The organism is Microcoleus sp. D3_18a_C4, from assembly GCF_036702415.1.
GTDB lineage: Bacteria > Cyanobacteriota > Cyanobacteriia > Cyanobacteriales > Microcoleaceae > Microcoleus.
In genome coordinates, this window is record NZ_JAUBTI010000007.1 from 25,581 (window position 1) to 40,148 (window position 14,568).

The following is a 14,568-nucleotide window of genomic DNA, read 5'->3' on the forward strand; positions in this document are numbered from 1 at the left end:
CTAGCAAACGGCATCAGTAGACGTTAACTGCGTGACACAAAGTATCTGATTGTGAATTCTGCAACAATTGCGATCGGCTTCATTTTTCCCATAATGACTTAAACCTCGCCGGATCCAACGCGGTATAACGAACGGTATGCTCGATCGACCGATGCCCCAAATATTCCTGTATCAGTCGCGTGTCGTTACCTTGTGCCGTCAGCGCGTAACCGCAACTGTGCCGCAGCATATGGTGATGAAATGGGATTTCCAACTTTGCGATCGCACAAACCGCCGCCAGTGCCTTTGACACGCCGTCGCGCGTCAAAGGCAACCCAGTCCGACTCGTGAAAATCCAAGGGCTTTTTGTCGGTTGGCGCGATCGTAATTTGGAACAATAGCGACACTCATCGGCGGCCATTGGGTGCACTCCTGAGTTACTACCTTTGAGCCGCTTGATGTGGATGCGCGCTTCTTCGAGTTCAACTTGCTCCCACTTCAAACCGATTAATTCACTGATACGGAGCCCGTGACGATAGCTTAGTAGTATAATTAAGTAATTGCGAGTAGCGATAAAAGCGTCTTTATTCGCCTTTGTCGCCGTTAACAGACGTGTTATCTCGGATTCTAATAGATATTCTCTATCCCGGAGTTCCAGATTGGTCGGCCTTCCTCCTCTACAATTAACCATAAATCCTCGGTAATCTCCGGCACTTCAAAGGCTTATAAATGCGTTGTTTTTAGCGCTTGCACTCTACATAACACACATTTAGTATAGTCTAGCCTGTGAGAGTGTGGCGAGAGTGTAGGAAGTGCTGGAACTATCATTATATCAAGGATTTAGGAGGCGCAGCGCTTGCAGTTTGGGGGATTTTTGGGGAGATCGCAGCGGGCGATCGGGTAAGCAAGCGGACTCAACAAACTATCCTTTTTTACCAAGTCCCCTCAATTCGCTCTCGGTATAAATCACGCGCTTGTAGTCGCATTTGCGCTCTACGCAGCATTCCCAGCCGTCATCAGACAACATCCCCGGTAATTTCTTGAAGCACTTCGGGCATCGCTGCAAAAAACATTTAGAGACGAACTGGCCGTCAATTTTTATTCTCCAGACTGCTGCACCGTGTCGCGCGTATTTTCGTGCTAGCTCATAAGGATCGGTTACGTTTGCATTCGTTGTTGCCATTGGGGACTCACCTCAGATTTTCTTATTTGGGCGCGATCCAAGTAGGGGTTCACAAAACTTGAACTTCTACCGCTCTGTTAGCCCAAACGCTTACATAGTAACCCTTCCAGTTTTTTAAGCGGGCAATTTAAAATTTGAATTGCGTGAGGCTATAGCTGACTTTTGCGATCGATCCGCGATCTGGGCGGCGCGCAGAGTTGATAGATTTGTAAAGAGCTGTTACCATTAATTTTTTAATTATCCTTTACAATCTCCCAAGCCTCATGAAGAAGTTTCAAGTGTTAGCTGGCATTGCTTCCGTCGTCGCGATCGCAAGCAGCATCGCCATAGGTGACGCCGCATCTGCTTTCCCCTGTTCCTACAGCAAATCTAGCGCGTCTAAATCTGGTTCTGCGACAACGCTCCTAGGTTCCGGCGGCTCGGAGCGCATTAATCCGTGGAAATCCTACAAAACAGCAGCTCTCGGTTTCCTCGGTTTGGCTGGAGTTTTGGGTGGCGGAGCGGCCTACATGAGCTACCGCGCCGGCAAGCGTGCTTCTGCTGCTTGCGCTGCGATGACCGATAATTTTGAAGTTTTTGAAGAGCCGATCGCTCCGATCGCAGATGCAGGTGTTTCTGGACACTTGGAAGTTCCGGCGTTGCTCGATTTGGCGGCGGCGGGTGCTGTAGCTGAGTCAGCAGATGCGGTTGCAGTCGTTCGCGAACACCCAGAAGCTCCAGGCGGCGAGCTGGATTTGCCTGTTTCGCCAGTTGCTGAGTTGAGTTCTGAAATTGCGATCGAACAAGTCCAAAGCGCGAGCCTCAAATAGTTATCTCAAACCCAAGTATTCGCTTAGCGCACCTCCAATCTTGCAAGATTGGAGGTTTTTTGATTTGAAATTATCTACCCCTACAATTTCCTGTCATTGCGATCGCGAAGCACTGCAAACAATAGACAGATGAATCGATAGCACACAATATCATATTCCGGCTAAGCAAACGAGCGCTGAATTAATATCAATTAAAAAAACTCTTGCTACCATCATCAATCTCATACCAATTATTAAAAGTCGCTGCTCCCAGTCAGGACAAGGCTGTGCGGTTTTCCTACTGTATTTGCACTGTATTTTATCCGATTGAAAACTGCTATAAAATTAGATGAGTCAAAGCGAGACAGTAGGCAGCCGAGGCGATCGCTAAAAATACTCTTCAGATCAATCTGAGGGTAGACGGCAAGACTTCAAACCCCCTGCTATGGTGGGAAATATAGCCCTACAGATTACAACTATTAGGTTATGAATGCTTGGCGCGATCGATTCAATCAATTTACAGGTAAAACTAGATTGGCAGTTTGCCGGGTGTTCGTTCACCTAACAGGCGAAGATGTTGCACCGCTGTTAGGAGTTCTCAACCGCACCGCCAGACAAGCAATTAATGCCGATGGCGACATAGCAGTTTTAGGAGAAGGTCTTGTAGAAATTTGCAATCACCTGTTGCAGTACGACAACTACTGGCAATCAGCCGCCAATGAAGGCGATGTTTTTTGGAATGAAGGCGAAGCGGGCGATTATGTGGATGAACTTTTCATTGATTCAGCCGATCGCTATCTCAGCGAGCCTCAATACAGTACATCTGTTTACGATAAAAATTCCCCCTTGTCTTTGCCGGTAACTAGAAATGTGGTGGTGATGCTGACAGTTGCGTATGAAGGCGAAGTTCCTGCCCTAGAAACTGACCTGGCTGACATCAGCGCGCTGAAAGTCGGTTTAAAAGCACTGATTAATTTACATTACCAAGAAAGGCTCCGAGCTGTGCAAGTTCACTTTTCTCCCGCACAGTTGGGAGACGAACTTACCAACGACCAAGTGTTGGTCAATTTCCCCGAACTTATTCCCCTTTAAGGAAGGAGTAATTAGTTGTTAGTTATTAGTTATTAGTTATTTGCGGTGCCCAGAGCGGAGTCGAAGGGTTATTTGCTACCAATGCGCGATGCCCGATGCCCGATGCCCAATGCCCAATGCCCAATTCCCAATTACTATTTATGATGCTGCGAAAACTGACAATTTATTTAATGGCTTTAAGTCTTTTAGGGACGGCAACCGCCTGCGGTTCTCCTACCCCACGACCTCCTGCAAATCCTGCTGGAAATCCAAATATTAACACGGTGCGTCCTGCACCAAACAATAACTTGGCTCAAGGTCAATATTCCGTACAGCAAGCTACCTACAACGATGCTGATGGGGAATACAGTTTAATGTTGCTGAATACTCCCCCCGGCAGTCCCCCAGTTTACCGCACTAGGGATTTGCAAATGGCTCGCTTAACAAATGAAGAAATATCGGCAGGCAAGAAAAGTTATCTAAATGTGGATAACAATCAAGCGGTTTTGCATTTGACAGAAGATTTTAAAATTGAGTACGTTCACAACGTTACCGAAACTGTTCCTAATCCTCAAACCGGTCAGCCACAAACCGTAGTAGTGCGGCAGCAATCTGGCTTCTGGGCACCGTTTGCTGGGGCTGTGGCCGGTCAGGCGATCGGCAGTTTGTTATTTAGACCGCAATATTATATGCCGCCAGTGTATCAGCCGGGGATTATGACAGGATATGGCGGGTATGGTAATACTTACGGCCAAGCTGTTCAGCAGTATCAAACTCGGTATCAAACTCCGCCTCCTGCTGTGAGAAACCGTCAAGTTTTAAGGACGACAGGCCGCTTGCGATCGCCCACATACAACCAGCCAGTAAGACCCTCAGTACGTCCAAATGGCAATCGATCGACCGGTTCGGGTTACGGTGGCAGCACTTTGAGGCGATCGCAAAGGCCAACTTCTGGGCAAAGGCGCAGTCCGAGTTTTGGTAGCGGTAGGAGTTCTCGTCAACCGAGCCGGAGCCGCTCTTTCGGTAGCAGAAGGCGCTAAGAATGTATGGTGCGTCGCCCTCGAATATCTGCGCCTTAGTGGGAAATTTCCCGCAGCGACGCACCATACAACTGGATTAAACAGTAACTCGATCTCTCGAAGGGCTTCCTGATAGTCAGTTTCATTTCTAATTGAGCGCAATTCCATACATTCACCTCTATTTAGACTATTTCTGCATCTACTTTGTCATACTCGGCATGAGTGCCAATAAATCTGATAAAAATAATACTAAGGTCATAGCGAAGGTAAGGTTTTCAATGTGGCGATCTCTTTTAAAATTTTCAACCGCAAAGGATGAAAAGTAAGAGATATAGCTATTATTTATGAGATGCGCCTGTACGTTTCAACTGCCACTCATGCGCCCTTCTTTTTGCAGCCTCGATACCACTTTTAGGTAGAAGTTCACCACGCCAGGGTTTCAGTGCTTCTGGATTTACCACAACCCAACATTCATCAGCCCCATACCCCTCTTTTTTTATAGCTTTCTTAGCGTTGAGCGATCCAATATGACCATTTACGGAGTGTTTACCGCGCTTTTGCAGAACTAACCCTCGCTGAATTTGATCGAGTTTAATTTTTGGCCAAATCTCTAAACATCGCTTAAGCATCAAATCCGTAGTGTAGTGCAGCCAAGGAGATTTACCAGAAGCCAAACCACAATCAAATTCATAATAATATTGAATACCCAGTTCAAACTTCCTGACAGAGCTTCCAAAACGAGCAAAACAAGACTCGATCAACTTATCTAAGATAGAAAATTCATACCGATCGATAGTTTGGTCAAATCTCTGCCATTCATTATTTTTAATGTAAAGGCAGCGAAAAATATATAGAGTATTAATAACTTGTGCTGTAGGTTCTCGATCCCTTAAACGTTCGGAAAATTCCCAATTAGACCTAGATATATTAGGCGTTTCATAAGATGTTTCATTGTTTTGATTCTTGTACCAATAACCTTCACGGAATCTATAGTAAATCCATTCGAGTTGAATCTTGGCTTCCTTGAGCGTGGGCGGACAATTGCTCGTAATTGAGTACGAGGGCAAATCCAAACTTTGAGTGAGACCAATCGAGATTGGACTTGGTATTTGCAGCTTTGCCAAGCCACCAAATAACGTCAACTCCTGCATATAAGTAATCCTCTGTTCGTTTTTCAAGTTCTTCAACTGTTATTGAAGCTAGTTGGCACTCGTGAGCGACTATCCACCCGTTAGGAAACTTTGCTACAACATCAGCAATCCGCCTTACTTCAGGAATAGGAAACTCATATTCTATTTCGGCAAGGCTGTACTCTGGCAGTTCTGTCTTGAGAGTTTTTGCTATCAACTCTTTCCCTGCAAGATGTTCAGGACTTTCTGGATGGCTTTGGTAATCGCTTGTGCATTCTGCTTTGTGGGCAAAATGAGGTTTTTTGATCATCCCTTGCTTAATAATCATCGGACTACCACAAAGCTGACATACTAAGTCACCTGCTTGCAGTTGAGCACGAGGATTTTTCAATTTTGTAATGTCTACTCGTTCGTTATTGCTTGCGATTTTGGCAATTAACGGCATGGTCACACCTCTAGTTAAACGATAGACAGAGAGCGTATTAAACAGTTTAAAGCGTTTCCATATAAAATGGCTATACTTAAATAAAGCATCTGTCCTTTCACCATCGGATAGCTGACATGACCCAAAGCCTCAACCCCACCACATTACCTCCCGCCTTTCCCGATCACACCCAACTACCTGACTCCGACGGCACGTTTGTGAAAAACTTCCAAGAACATCCCCAGAGTATCCTACTCACCGACTCCCTGGAAACTACACTGCAAACCCTCCACCCCGACGGACAATATGCGATCGGGCAAGATTGTGGCATTTACTGGCGCGAAACCGACCCTCCCGAAAAGGGAGCCGAAGCGCCTGACTGGTTCTACGTTCCCAACGTTCCGCCCCTAATAGATGGGGAAATTCGCCGCTCTTATGTGTTGTGGCGCGAGTATATTGTGCCATTAATTGCGATCGAATTTGCAAGTGGAAATGGCTCTGAAGAACGAAACAATACTCCCTTATCTCGCTTACCAGAAGGTGTCAACCAGAAACCAGGAAAGTTTTGGGTATACGAGCAGATTATTCACATTCCTTACTATGCGATATACATCATTAAAACGAGCGAATTGGAAGTCTATAACTGGGTGAATACTCGTTATCGCCGTTTGCAACCGAACGATCGCGGGCATTATCCGATCGACCTGATGGGAGTAGAGTTAGGTGTGTGGGAAGGTAGCTATCAAAATCAACATCAGCGATGGTTGCGTTGGTGGGATAATCAGGGGAATTTGTTGTTAACTGGTAGCGAACAAGCTAGACTCGAACGCCTCCATACCGAACAGGAACGCCAACGCGCTGACGCTGAGCGAGAGCGAGCAGATCGCGCAGAACAAACCCAACGGGATGCTATTCCCCAACTGTTGGCAATGGGTTTAACTGTAGAGCAAGTGGCTCAGGCGCTGTCGCTGTCGGTGGAAGATGTACAGAGATTGAGCTGACAGTTAACTTTCATGATTCAGAAGCCAAATCTCTTTTCTCGAATTGCTGGCATTTCTACGATCGCCCTTTGTGCAGTCGGCGGATTGTTGTACGTCAAAAAACCCGTACAATCTGTTCCCGGAAAACCAGCACCAGAGGAAATTGTACTAGATGCCGAAGTGCGATCGCTCCCCGGAAAACTCGACAGCATCCCCCTCTTCAACAGCAACAGTCCCGAATGGGTCAAAAAAGAAGGCATTTTGCTTTCAACGTTTCCCCCAGACGGCAAAAAAGTCCCAGCGGCTCACCTTAACTTTGCCTTTCAAGGGCAATTCAACCTGTTTGCTCACCACTTTTCTCACACTCCGGCAAATTTACGCACTTTGTATATCGCAGCTTTGCTCTACAATCCCGGCTCCGAACCCGTGACGGTGGAAGTGTTGCAGGCAGCCAGTTACCTTATGGAACCGGACGCGCCGTTCAAACAAAAACCAGCACTAAGTGAGAGTCCCAACGGGGAAGTATATTCCGGTCCTGGGATTCGCGCTGTCGATAACGTTTTGCGGGGAATGCGGCACCCGGATTTTCCCGAAAAACTGCTCATTGCACCGGGAGAAACCGCATTGTTGATGAATCGCCCTATTCCCGTGCGGGGTCTGGAAAAGCCGATAAATGGTCGTTCTACCTTTGTGCGGCTCAAAAGTAGCGGCAAGGTTTATGTCGCTACTTTGGCAATGTATGCACCTCAAAATGCTGATGGGGGCGAGCGCGCGCCAACTCTGGAAGAATGGCAGCAATTGCTGAATAATGGCGGTTTGGCAGGCCCCCGCGACAAGACCCCGACTCCCCCCGACGCGACTTCGGGAAGCCTGATTTACGGCCGCGTGGCAGGGGTACAGCAAGGTTCGGGATGGGAAGCGGAATTAGTCGATCGCGATGCTAAAAATCTGGCAATTCCCCAGACTGGAAAAGCGATATCCTATGCGATATCTACCTTGCGCGGGGGCACTTTGGGAACCCAACAAGTGCAAGCAGGAAAAATGCTGGCGCGCTATCCCGACACCGCTTACGAAGCCCACGGCAATTACGGCGTACACTACAATCTGATTTTGCCACTGCATAACACTGCCCAAAAACCGCAAACGGTAGCGGTGAGTTTGGAAACGCCTTTAAAAGAAGATCGACTCTCAAAAAATGGATTGCGATTTCGCCAACCTCCCCTAGATTTTCCCTATTTTCGAGGTACTGTGCGGCTGCGCTACCAAGATGATGGAGGTTACGATGTAACTCGCTACGTGCATTTGTGGCACCGTTTCGGTCAAGTTGTGGAACCGATGGTAAAGTTGAGGTTAGCTGCGATAGAAACGCGATCGGTAAAAGTTGATTTTATTTATCCTCCCGATTCCACGCCGCCGCAAGTATTGACAGTGAGAACTTTGGAATAATTGATTTAGCCTTCTCTGTTTCCCCCAGACCCAAAAAATATGTGATTTAATTTCTACATTAGTATGTAGGTGACAATATGTCTTCTTCACAACCCCCGTCAGGGGAAAGAAACCCTCTAGGATTGGATGAATTGATTGCTATCTTGGTTGCCTTCGGCACGATGGGAGCAATTTTATTTTGGGTAACAGGTAAAAATCCCGATCGATTGAATGCCAGAAATTGGCAATTTCCAGCCGTTTTTTCTCAGCCTGCGGTTACGCCCGCGACTCCGGGAATATTAACGCCAGAATCGGCAAATTCGGATTTGCGATCGCCCGCTGCAACCCCCGTTCCGTCAAAACGGGATGTCGCACCTGTTGCACCTTTAGGGCGGATTTTACCGGCAACTCCTCCGGTGGCTGTAATCGTTGTTCCTCGCAAGCCAATTGGGCGATCGACTCCCAATCCAGCAATTACCAAACCGAAAGCTGATAAACCCAAAGTTGGGCCCGTTAGATTCTCCGATGTTCCAGACAAATATTGGGCGCGTCCGTTCATTGTCGCTTTAGTCGATCGGAAAATTTTTGCTGATTCCACCGACAACAAATTTCGTCCCGACGAACCGATGACGCGAGCCGAACTAGCGCGCTTAATTCAGCGAATGTCCGACGACAAAGAACCGATCCGAAAACCAATTGATTTTAAAGACGTAAAAGACAAGAGTCCTGTCGCTCCTGCGATCGACCACACCGTCAAAACTGGATATCTTAAAGGATACCCAAACAATGAGTTCCGTCCCGACAAAAATATTCCCCGCGTCGAAGTCATCGCAGCATTGGCGAGCGGTTTAAACTTGAAACGGTCAGCGAAAGCAAGCAAAACTTTGCAGATTTATACAGACAGGAAAAAAGTGCCGAAATGGGCAGTTGATAAGGTAGCAGCAGCCACCGAAGCTGGCATTGTTGTCAACCATCCGAAGCGCGCACTTTTGCAGCCTAATACAACAGCAACTCGCGCTGAAGTAGCAGCCATGATTTACCAAGCTATGGCCAAAAAAGGCCAAGTACCTGCTAAGTCTTCTGAGTATGTTGTGAAGCCTTTAAAGTTGTCCAAGTAATATTTTAGGGGCGTTGCTCTGAGCAACGCCCCACAATAACATTTAATCGCTCTTGTTTGTAGTCAGGACTGAAGCCCTCACTACGAAGCAGCTAAATTAATCTTGAAACACCATAATACTGCCCGAATAGCAAGCTACCCAAACCTGATTAGTTTCTGGATCGTAAGTAATCCCGATCGGACTTGAATTAACCTTCACTGTTTGCAGCACTTTCATATCGCTCGTCCTAACTTTGCTAACAGTATTCGAGAAATAGTTGACCACATAAAGCAGTTTTCCCTGATCGGAAATTGTCATGCTGCGAGGTGCTTTGCCTGTCGAAACTTTGTCCACCACTTTACCAGTTTTTAGGTCAATTTTTGCTACATTTCCTTCACCGTTCAAAGTGGCATAAAGATACTTTCCGTTGGGATCTATCGTCAAATGACGCGGCGCATTGCCAATATTTCTCAGCCATTCTACCGAAAAGTCTATGAGATTCACTTTCGCAATATTGGAAGAACCCATGATGGCAACATAGGCATTTTTTGAGTCGGGAGTAACAACAATACCGCGAGGATATGCACCCAGTTTTACTCGCTCGATTTCGATATTTTTATTGATATCAACTACGCTCAAATCCCAACTGCACCAATTGCTTGCGAGCGCGAAGCGATTGTCAGGCGAAACAGCATTGAATTTCGGCACTGCACCTACAGGAATTACCTTTTCTATTTTCAAAGTTTTGGTATTGATCCGGTACAGAAAACTTTGGTCGTGTTTGGCCGCTGGAGAGCACCTGTCGGTTCCCGGATTGCTAAACCCCGAACCGTACATTTTGTAGTTGGAGACGTAGGCATATTTGCCATCGGTTGAAAAAGCCGCTTCTACGGGAGAGCCTTTATAATTGCCTTTGAATTTAGAAAAGCCGAACTTCGACAAGTTTACTGTATCGGGAATAGTCTTGACTAATTTAAAGTTCCTGTCGTAAACTGTGATTGTGTGGCGGTACATCATGTTTTGAGCAAAAAACAAGCCATCTCCCGAATAAACTATTGATTTGGGCGAGATGTTGCCGTAAATTGTTTTTTTCAAGGTCATTTTTCCTTGAGTGTTGTCGGGAGGATTTACTAGCCTTGTGGTTGGTGATTCACTTTTTTTATCCTCGGAATTTTCTGTTTTAAAAGGTGGCAAAGATGGTTCTTGAAATAGAGGTTCTTGGGGCTGAGTTTTAGTTGTATCTTCGAGTTCGTTTGTGTTTTCTGTGGCGGTAGGAGATGGCGAAGATCGATCGACATTTGGCGCTATTTTTTCCGCAGCTTCACTACTCGCCTCTTCCGGCTTACCTTTCAGCGCTGACAAGGTTTTAGGGCCGACAATTCCGTCAACTTTCAGGTTGTTCTCTGCTTGAAACTTTTTCACAGCAGCCAGGGTGAGAGAACCGTAAAATCCTGTAGCCTTACCGCGAAAATAGCCTGCGTTTTGTAGAGTTTTCTGAAGTTGGGCTACTTCCGGGCCTGAATCACCTTTTTTGATGGCGAGTGCGGGATTGACTAAATTTAAAATTGTGAGAGCGATCGTAAAGAAAAGTAAAGGAGCAGAGGCTAAATTCCGGTGCATTTTTGAGTTGGTCGATCGAGTTTGACTCGCAGCCGTTTCCCAAGTTTCAGCTAAATGTAGGTAGGCCAGTCCGTCCATAGTTTTTACCGGGTATTTTTGGTGCTATGATACACCAGTTAATACCATTTTAGATTTTAGATTTTAGATTTTAGATGGCGAATGACTGATGCAATATGGGTTTGCAGCTTGCTGACCGTTGCATTCTTTTTTTAAAGTTGTATAACATTGATTAAATAAAAATCTTACAATCAAACTTAGGGTAAAATATCCTAGCATTTTTTACAGCAGTTTTTAATGGTGTAAGCAAGTAGGAGCGATCGACAATGTTGAGTTGGGAACAAACAGCCGCAGAATCACCGACAAAACAATCCCGCCAGACGTTGCTGGGGGACGGTTACGGGGGACTATGCCAGCGGGCTTGGGTAGAAATCGATTTAGCAGCTTTAACTCACAATGTAAAACAGCTTAAAAAGCTCTTATCTCCTCACACACAACTGATGGCAGTTGTGAAAGCGGATGCTTACGGGCATGGTGCTGTTGCAGTCAGTCAAACAGCATTGCAAGCAGGTGCTAGTTGGCTGGGAGTGGCAACAATTCCCGAAGGAATAGAATTGCGAGAAGCTGGGATAGAAGCGCCGATTTTGTTGTTGGGGGCAACCCATACAGCCCCACAGGTAAAGGCGATCGCCCATTGGCACTTGCAGCCCACTATTTGTACTGCCAAACAAGCCTTAATTTTTTCGGAAGTTCTCGCAGGCATTAACCAATCTTTGCCAGTTCACGCTAAGTTAGATACGGGAATGTCTCGCTTGGGTACGCCCTGGCAGGAAGCAACAGAATTTGTGCAATTAGTCAATCGGTTGCCCAATTTAAAATTAGCCAGTATTTACTCTCACTTGGCGACAGCAGACAGTCCCGACCCCACAGTTATGATAGAGCAACACCAGCGGTTTCAACAGGCGATCGAGCAAATTAAAATAGCAGGAATTAACCCTCCTCGCCTCCACTTGGCAAACTCTGCTGCCGCCCTCGCTGACCCGGATTTGCACTACGATTTAGTGCGAGTCGGTTTAGCTACCTACGGTCTTTATCCAGCTCCTCACTTGCAGTCGAGATCCAATTTGAAGCCCGCCATGCAGGTAAAAGCTAGAGTAACGCAGGTGAAAACAATTGAAGCAGGAACCGGAGTCAGTTACGGCTATCAATTTATAGCTCAGCGGCAGACACAGATTGCCGTAATTGGTATCGGCTATGCAGATGGTATTCCGCGCAATCTTTCTAATAAAATGCAGGTTTTAGTCAGGGGTCAATTCGTGCGGCAAGTGGGCGCCGTGACGATGGATCAATTAATGCTGGATGTAACTGATATTCCAGATTTAGAAGTTGGCGAAGTGGTGACTCTGTTGGGCAAAGATGGGGAATATCAAATTAGTGCTGACGATTGGGCCTCGACTTTAGGAACTATTTCGTGGGAGATTCTCTGCGGTTTTAAACACCGATTGCCCCGCGTAGCAGTAAACTGTTAAGAATAGTCCTGCAGGGGTTTAAACCCCTGCCTCATAGCAAAAGTCGGTTAAAACCGACTCAAGAGTTTGAAGGATAAAATTATTGATTTTAGTCCTCTTTTAGAGGACTTTAGCTATGAGACAGGGGTTTTCAACCCCTGTCGGACTCTCGGAATAAGCGATAAGACTGAGACTGCAATTTTCTATTCCCAATTCCCAATTCCCAATTGATATGACAGTTATTCAGACGTTTTTACCAATAGCCCAAACCTTCTATTCTCAGCTAAATGCAGAAAGAACACAAGCCTTGGAAGTAGCCCAAGAATTCTCGAAAAAATTCGTAGAATTAGGGTTTAAAATTGTACCTCAACTGCTGTGGGCGATCGGCATTTTGTTAATTACGCGATTTGCGATCGGCTTTGCGGGCCGCGTGACTCGCCGAGCTCTGGGTCGCACCGAACCCACGCTGCGGAAATTCTTAGTTCAAGCTGCTGAAATTACGATTTTGGTAGTGGGAGTAGTCGCCGCTTTGAGTCAGTTGGGAATTCAAACTACCAGCGTGGTTGCGGTGGTGGGTGCCGCGGGTTTGGCGATAGGTTTGGCGTGGCAAAATACTTTGTCGCACTTTGCTGCTGGGGTAATGTTGATTAGTTTGCGCCCTTTTGAAGTCGGAGATGGGATTGAAGCTGGCGATGTTAAGGGAGTGGTGGACAGCATCGGGATTTTTTCAACAACCGTGGTGACAGACGATCGCATAAAAATTATTGTCCCGAACAATCAGTTGTTTAACGGTACACTGAAAAATACAACGGCAATGGGAACGAGGCGAGTAGACTTGAAGATTGATATTGGCGATCGGCCAATTCGTCCAACTGTAGCTGAGTTATTAGAAATTGCCCACTCTCACCCGCTGGTGTTGGAGAATCCGCCCCCGACTTGTTTGGTAGCCGAGATTACTCCCGATACAACTATTTTATCTCTCCGACCTTGGTGCGCGTCGGTGGCCTACGAACAAGTGCGATCGCAAGTTCAACAATACGTCAAAGAGGCAATGGATGCCGACAAAGATCAAGAACAATAGATAGAAATCTCAAATCTCAAATCTCAAATCTAGCCGAGGTATTTCCCATGAGCAAGTGGTATCCGCAGCAAATTTTGCAAGAACCCGGTGTCAGAATCACCGCCACCGAAAAACAAACAATTCTCAGCAAATTTCCGCCTCCCGACGAAAACGGTCAAATCTATGCCGACGGGGTTTTTGAAGGCGGCGGCGTGCGCGGAGTTGCGTTTTTAGGAGCACTCAGGTGCTGCAGCGATTTGGGCATCCAGTGGCGAAAATTGGCCGGCACTTCGGCAGGTGCAATTACTGCAGCAGTATTGGCAACCGACTTGTCAATTGATGATTTAGAGGAAATTTTAGGACAGCTCGATTACAGCATATTTTTAACTCAAAAAAACAGTCCTCTAATTTTAAACGGCGACCCCGCCGACGACTTGCAATCTCCGGCTTGGACGCTGCTTTTCCTAACAGTTAGCCGTCAGATGGGAGAATATTCGGCGCAACCGTTCCGGCAGTGGCTGGAAACAATGCTCGGTCGAGGTAAATTGCACACTTTTGCCGATGTCAAACAAATCGTAAAAGAGCGGGAATTAAAAGTAGTAGTATCGAACCTCAGTCGCGGTGAAATGTTGGTGCTACCCGACGACTTACACCGACGCGAATCGACGGATTCCGATCCTTTGTACGAACAGTTGCGACTCAAAAGCGCTGAACATTTTAGCGTTGCTGAAGCCGTTCGGTTGTCGATGAGTATTCCGCTATTTTTTGAACCGGGAAAACTCGGCGATGACTTAATTGTAGATGGCGGAATTTTGAGCAATTTCCCCCTGTGGATTTATGACAAACAATCCGTCGGTGCTACTCCTGCGACGCCCCGCTGGTTTACCTTTGGGTTTCGATTAGTCGATACCGGAATTGAGACTAAAGCTAAGATTGATACTCCCCTGTCGATGCTGGCGGCGATGTTCAGAACGATGATGAAAGCAAGAGACCGCTATCACCAGCGGGAAATGGATAAGGGTAGGGTGATTAATATTGATGTGACTGATGCTGCGGTGACGACGACGGACTTTAATCTCGATGGCGATCGCAAGGCTCACCTGTACCGCTTGGGGTATTTGTATACTAAGAGGTTCTTTTTGAGTTCCAATTTTAGTTGGCAAAAGCACTTGAAGGCTAGGGGCTTTGGGGAAGAGGCTGGCGGTTGAGGTGGCGAAAAGTATACAGAGTAAGGGATTGAGGAATTTTTTAATTAGGGGTTGGCAAGAATAAGATGTGTGTGCTATA

The 14,568-nt window shown here is 46.5% G+C and carries 14 protein-coding genes and 1 pseudogene; 9 read left to right on the plus strand and 6 right to left on the minus strand.

Annotation, left to right across the window (positions count from 1 at the left end):
- Positions 1-79 precede the first annotated feature (79 nt).
- Entirely contained in the window at positions 80-670 is a 591-nt protein-coding gene (locus QUB16_RS05640) for a tyrosine-type recombinase/integrase (protein WP_333314691.1), read from the minus strand.
- Between the two features lie 231 nt (positions 671-901).
- Positions 902-1,162 carry a hypothetical protein gene (locus tag QUB16_RS05645; protein ID WP_333314693.1) on the minus strand — a complete coding sequence of 87 codons (261 nt, stop codon included), beginning with the start codon at positions 1,160-1,162 and terminating at the stop codon, positions 902-904.
- A gap of 263 nt (positions 1,163-1,425) precedes the next feature.
- Between QUB16_RS05645 and QUB16_RS05650 the strand changes: the two genes are divergently transcribed.
- The 3 genes from QUB16_RS05650 (at position 1,426) to QUB16_RS05660 (ending at position 4,061) form a co-directional block, all read left to right on the plus strand.
- Positions 1,426-1,971 carry a hypothetical protein gene (locus QUB16_RS05650; RefSeq protein ID WP_333314694.1) on the plus strand — a complete coding sequence of 182 codons (546 nt, stop codon included), beginning with the start codon at positions 1,426-1,428 and terminating at the stop codon, positions 1,969-1,971.
- Between the two features lie 465 nt (positions 1,972-2,436).
- A complete protein-coding gene (locus QUB16_RS05655; RefSeq protein WP_333314696.1) occupies positions 2,437-3,042 on the plus strand; it encodes a DUF1517 domain-containing protein in 606 nt (201 codons plus the stop codon).
- A gap of 140 nt (positions 3,043-3,182) precedes the next feature.
- Positions 3,183-4,061, plus strand: a complete 879-nt coding sequence (locus tag QUB16_RS05660; RefSeq protein WP_333314857.1) for a hypothetical protein — start codon at positions 3,183-3,185, stop codon at positions 4,059-4,061.
- 161 nt (positions 4,062-4,222) lie between these two features.
- On the opposite strand, the pseudogene QUB16_RS05665 reads toward QUB16_RS05660, so the two are convergent.
- The 3 genes and pseudogenes from QUB16_RS05665 to QUB16_RS05675 all read right to left on the minus strand — a co-directional run.
- Positions 4,223-4,300, minus strand: a pseudogene (locus QUB16_RS05665) (type II toxin-antitoxin system HigB family toxin); the annotation flags it as partial.
- Between the two features lie 78 nt (positions 4,301-4,378).
- A complete protein-coding gene (locus QUB16_RS05670; protein WP_333314699.1) occupies positions 4,379-5,107 on the minus strand; it encodes a hypothetical protein in 729 nt (242 codons plus the stop codon).
- The gene (locus tag QUB16_RS05675; RefSeq protein ID WP_333314701.1) at positions 5,028-5,615 is read right to left on the minus strand and encodes a competence protein CoiA family protein; all 588 of its coding nucleotides are present in this window, start codon (positions 5,613-5,615) and stop codon (positions 5,028-5,030) included. Before QUB16_RS05675 ends, QUB16_RS05670 begins: the two co-directional genes overlap by 80 nt.
- Before the next feature lie 116 nt (positions 5,616-5,731).
- On the opposite strand from QUB16_RS05675, the gene QUB16_RS05680 reads away from it, so the two are divergent.
- The 3 genes from QUB16_RS05680 to QUB16_RS05690 all read left to right on the plus strand — a co-directional run bounded on the left by QUB16_RS05680 (position 5,732) and on the right by QUB16_RS05690 (position 9,117).
- Positions 5,732-6,595 (plus strand): Uma2 family endonuclease, encoded by an 864-nt coding sequence (locus QUB16_RS05680; RefSeq protein WP_333314704.1) that lies wholly within the window; start codon positions 5,732-5,734, stop codon positions 6,593-6,595.
- A 12-nt stretch (positions 6,596-6,607) separates the two neighbouring features.
- Positions 6,608-8,020, plus strand: coding sequence for a DUF3370 domain-containing protein (locus tag QUB16_RS05685; protein WP_333314705.1), 1,413 nt, complete (start codon positions 6,608-6,610; stop codon positions 8,018-8,020).
- A gap of 77 nt (positions 8,021-8,097) precedes the next feature.
- Entirely contained in the window at positions 8,098-9,117 is a 1,020-nt protein-coding gene (locus tag QUB16_RS05690) for an S-layer homology domain-containing protein (protein ID WP_333314706.1), read from the plus strand.
- Between the two features lie 96 nt (positions 9,118-9,213).
- Here the strand turns inward: QUB16_RS05690 and QUB16_RS05695 are convergent, their stop codons facing one another.
- Entirely contained in the window at positions 9,214-10,794 is a 1,581-nt protein-coding gene (locus QUB16_RS05695) for a peptidoglycan-binding protein (RefSeq protein ID WP_333314708.1), read from the minus strand.
- A gap of 245 nt (positions 10,795-11,039) precedes the next feature.
- On the opposite strand from QUB16_RS05695, the gene alr reads away from it, so the two are divergent.
- The 3 genes from alr to QUB16_RS05710 all read left to right on the plus strand — a co-directional run bounded on the left by alr (position 11,040) and on the right by QUB16_RS05710 (position 14,489).
- The gene (gene alr, locus QUB16_RS05700; RefSeq protein ID WP_333314710.1) at positions 11,040-12,242 is read left to right on the plus strand and encodes an alanine racemase; all 1,203 of its coding nucleotides are present in this window, start codon (positions 11,040-11,042) and stop codon (positions 12,240-12,242) included.
- Positions 12,243-12,453: 211 nt separating this feature from the next.
- Positions 12,454-13,302 (plus strand): mechanosensitive ion channel family protein, encoded by an 849-nt coding sequence (locus QUB16_RS05705; protein WP_333314711.1) that lies wholly within the window; start codon positions 12,454-12,456, stop codon positions 13,300-13,302.
- Positions 13,303-13,349: 47 nt separating this feature from the next.
- The gene (locus QUB16_RS05710) at positions 13,350-14,489 is read left to right on the plus strand and encodes a patatin-like phospholipase family protein (RefSeq protein ID WP_333314714.1); all 1,140 of its coding nucleotides are present in this window, start codon (positions 13,350-13,352) and stop codon (positions 14,487-14,489) included.
- Positions 14,490-14,568: the final 79 nt, after the last annotated feature.

What these genes read in the sequence shown, in the direction of transcription:
- alr (WP_333314710.1), top strand. Translation starts at nt 11,040, where the DNA reads ATGTTGAGTTGGGAACAAACAGCCGCAGAATCACCGACAAAACAATCC.
- QUB16_RS05640 (WP_333314691.1), bottom strand. Translation starts at nt 670, where the DNA reads ATGGTTAATTGTAGAGGAGGAAGGCCGACCAATCTGGAACTCCGGGAT.
- QUB16_RS05675 (WP_333314701.1), bottom strand. Translation starts at nt 5,615, where the DNA reads ATGCCGTTAATTGCCAAAATCGCAAGCAATAACGAACGAGTAGACATT.
- QUB16_RS05645 (WP_333314693.1), bottom strand. Translation starts at nt 1,162, where the DNA reads ATGGCAACAACGAATGCAAACGTAACCGATCCTTATGAGCTAGCACGA.
- QUB16_RS05660 (WP_333314857.1), top strand. Translation starts at nt 3,183, where the DNA reads ATGATGCTGCGAAAACTGACAATTTATTTAATGGCTTTAAGTCTTTTA.
- QUB16_RS05705 (WP_333314711.1), top strand. Translation starts at nt 12,454, where the DNA reads ATGACAGTTATTCAGACGTTTTTACCAATAGCCCAAACCTTCTATTCT.
- QUB16_RS05655 (WP_333314696.1), top strand. Translation starts at nt 2,437, where the DNA reads ATGAATGCTTGGCGCGATCGATTCAATCAATTTACAGGTAAAACTAGA.
- QUB16_RS05685 (WP_333314705.1), top strand. Translation starts at nt 6,608, where the DNA reads ATGATTCAGAAGCCAAATCTCTTTTCTCGAATTGCTGGCATTTCTACG.
- QUB16_RS05680 (WP_333314704.1), top strand. Translation starts at nt 5,732, where the DNA reads ATGACCCAAAGCCTCAACCCCACCACATTACCTCCCGCCTTTCCCGAT.
- QUB16_RS05650 (WP_333314694.1), top strand. Translation starts at nt 1,426, where the DNA reads ATGAAGAAGTTTCAAGTGTTAGCTGGCATTGCTTCCGTCGTCGCGATC.
- QUB16_RS05695 (WP_333314708.1), bottom strand. Translation starts at nt 10,794, where the DNA reads ATGGACGGACTGGCCTACCTACATTTAGCTGAAACTTGGGAAACGGCT.
- QUB16_RS05710 (WP_333314714.1), top strand. Translation starts at nt 13,350, where the DNA reads ATGAGCAAGTGGTATCCGCAGCAAATTTTGCAAGAACCCGGTGTCAGA.
- QUB16_RS05690 (WP_333314706.1), top strand. Translation starts at nt 8,098, where the DNA reads ATGTCTTCTTCACAACCCCCGTCAGGGGAAAGAAACCCTCTAGGATTG.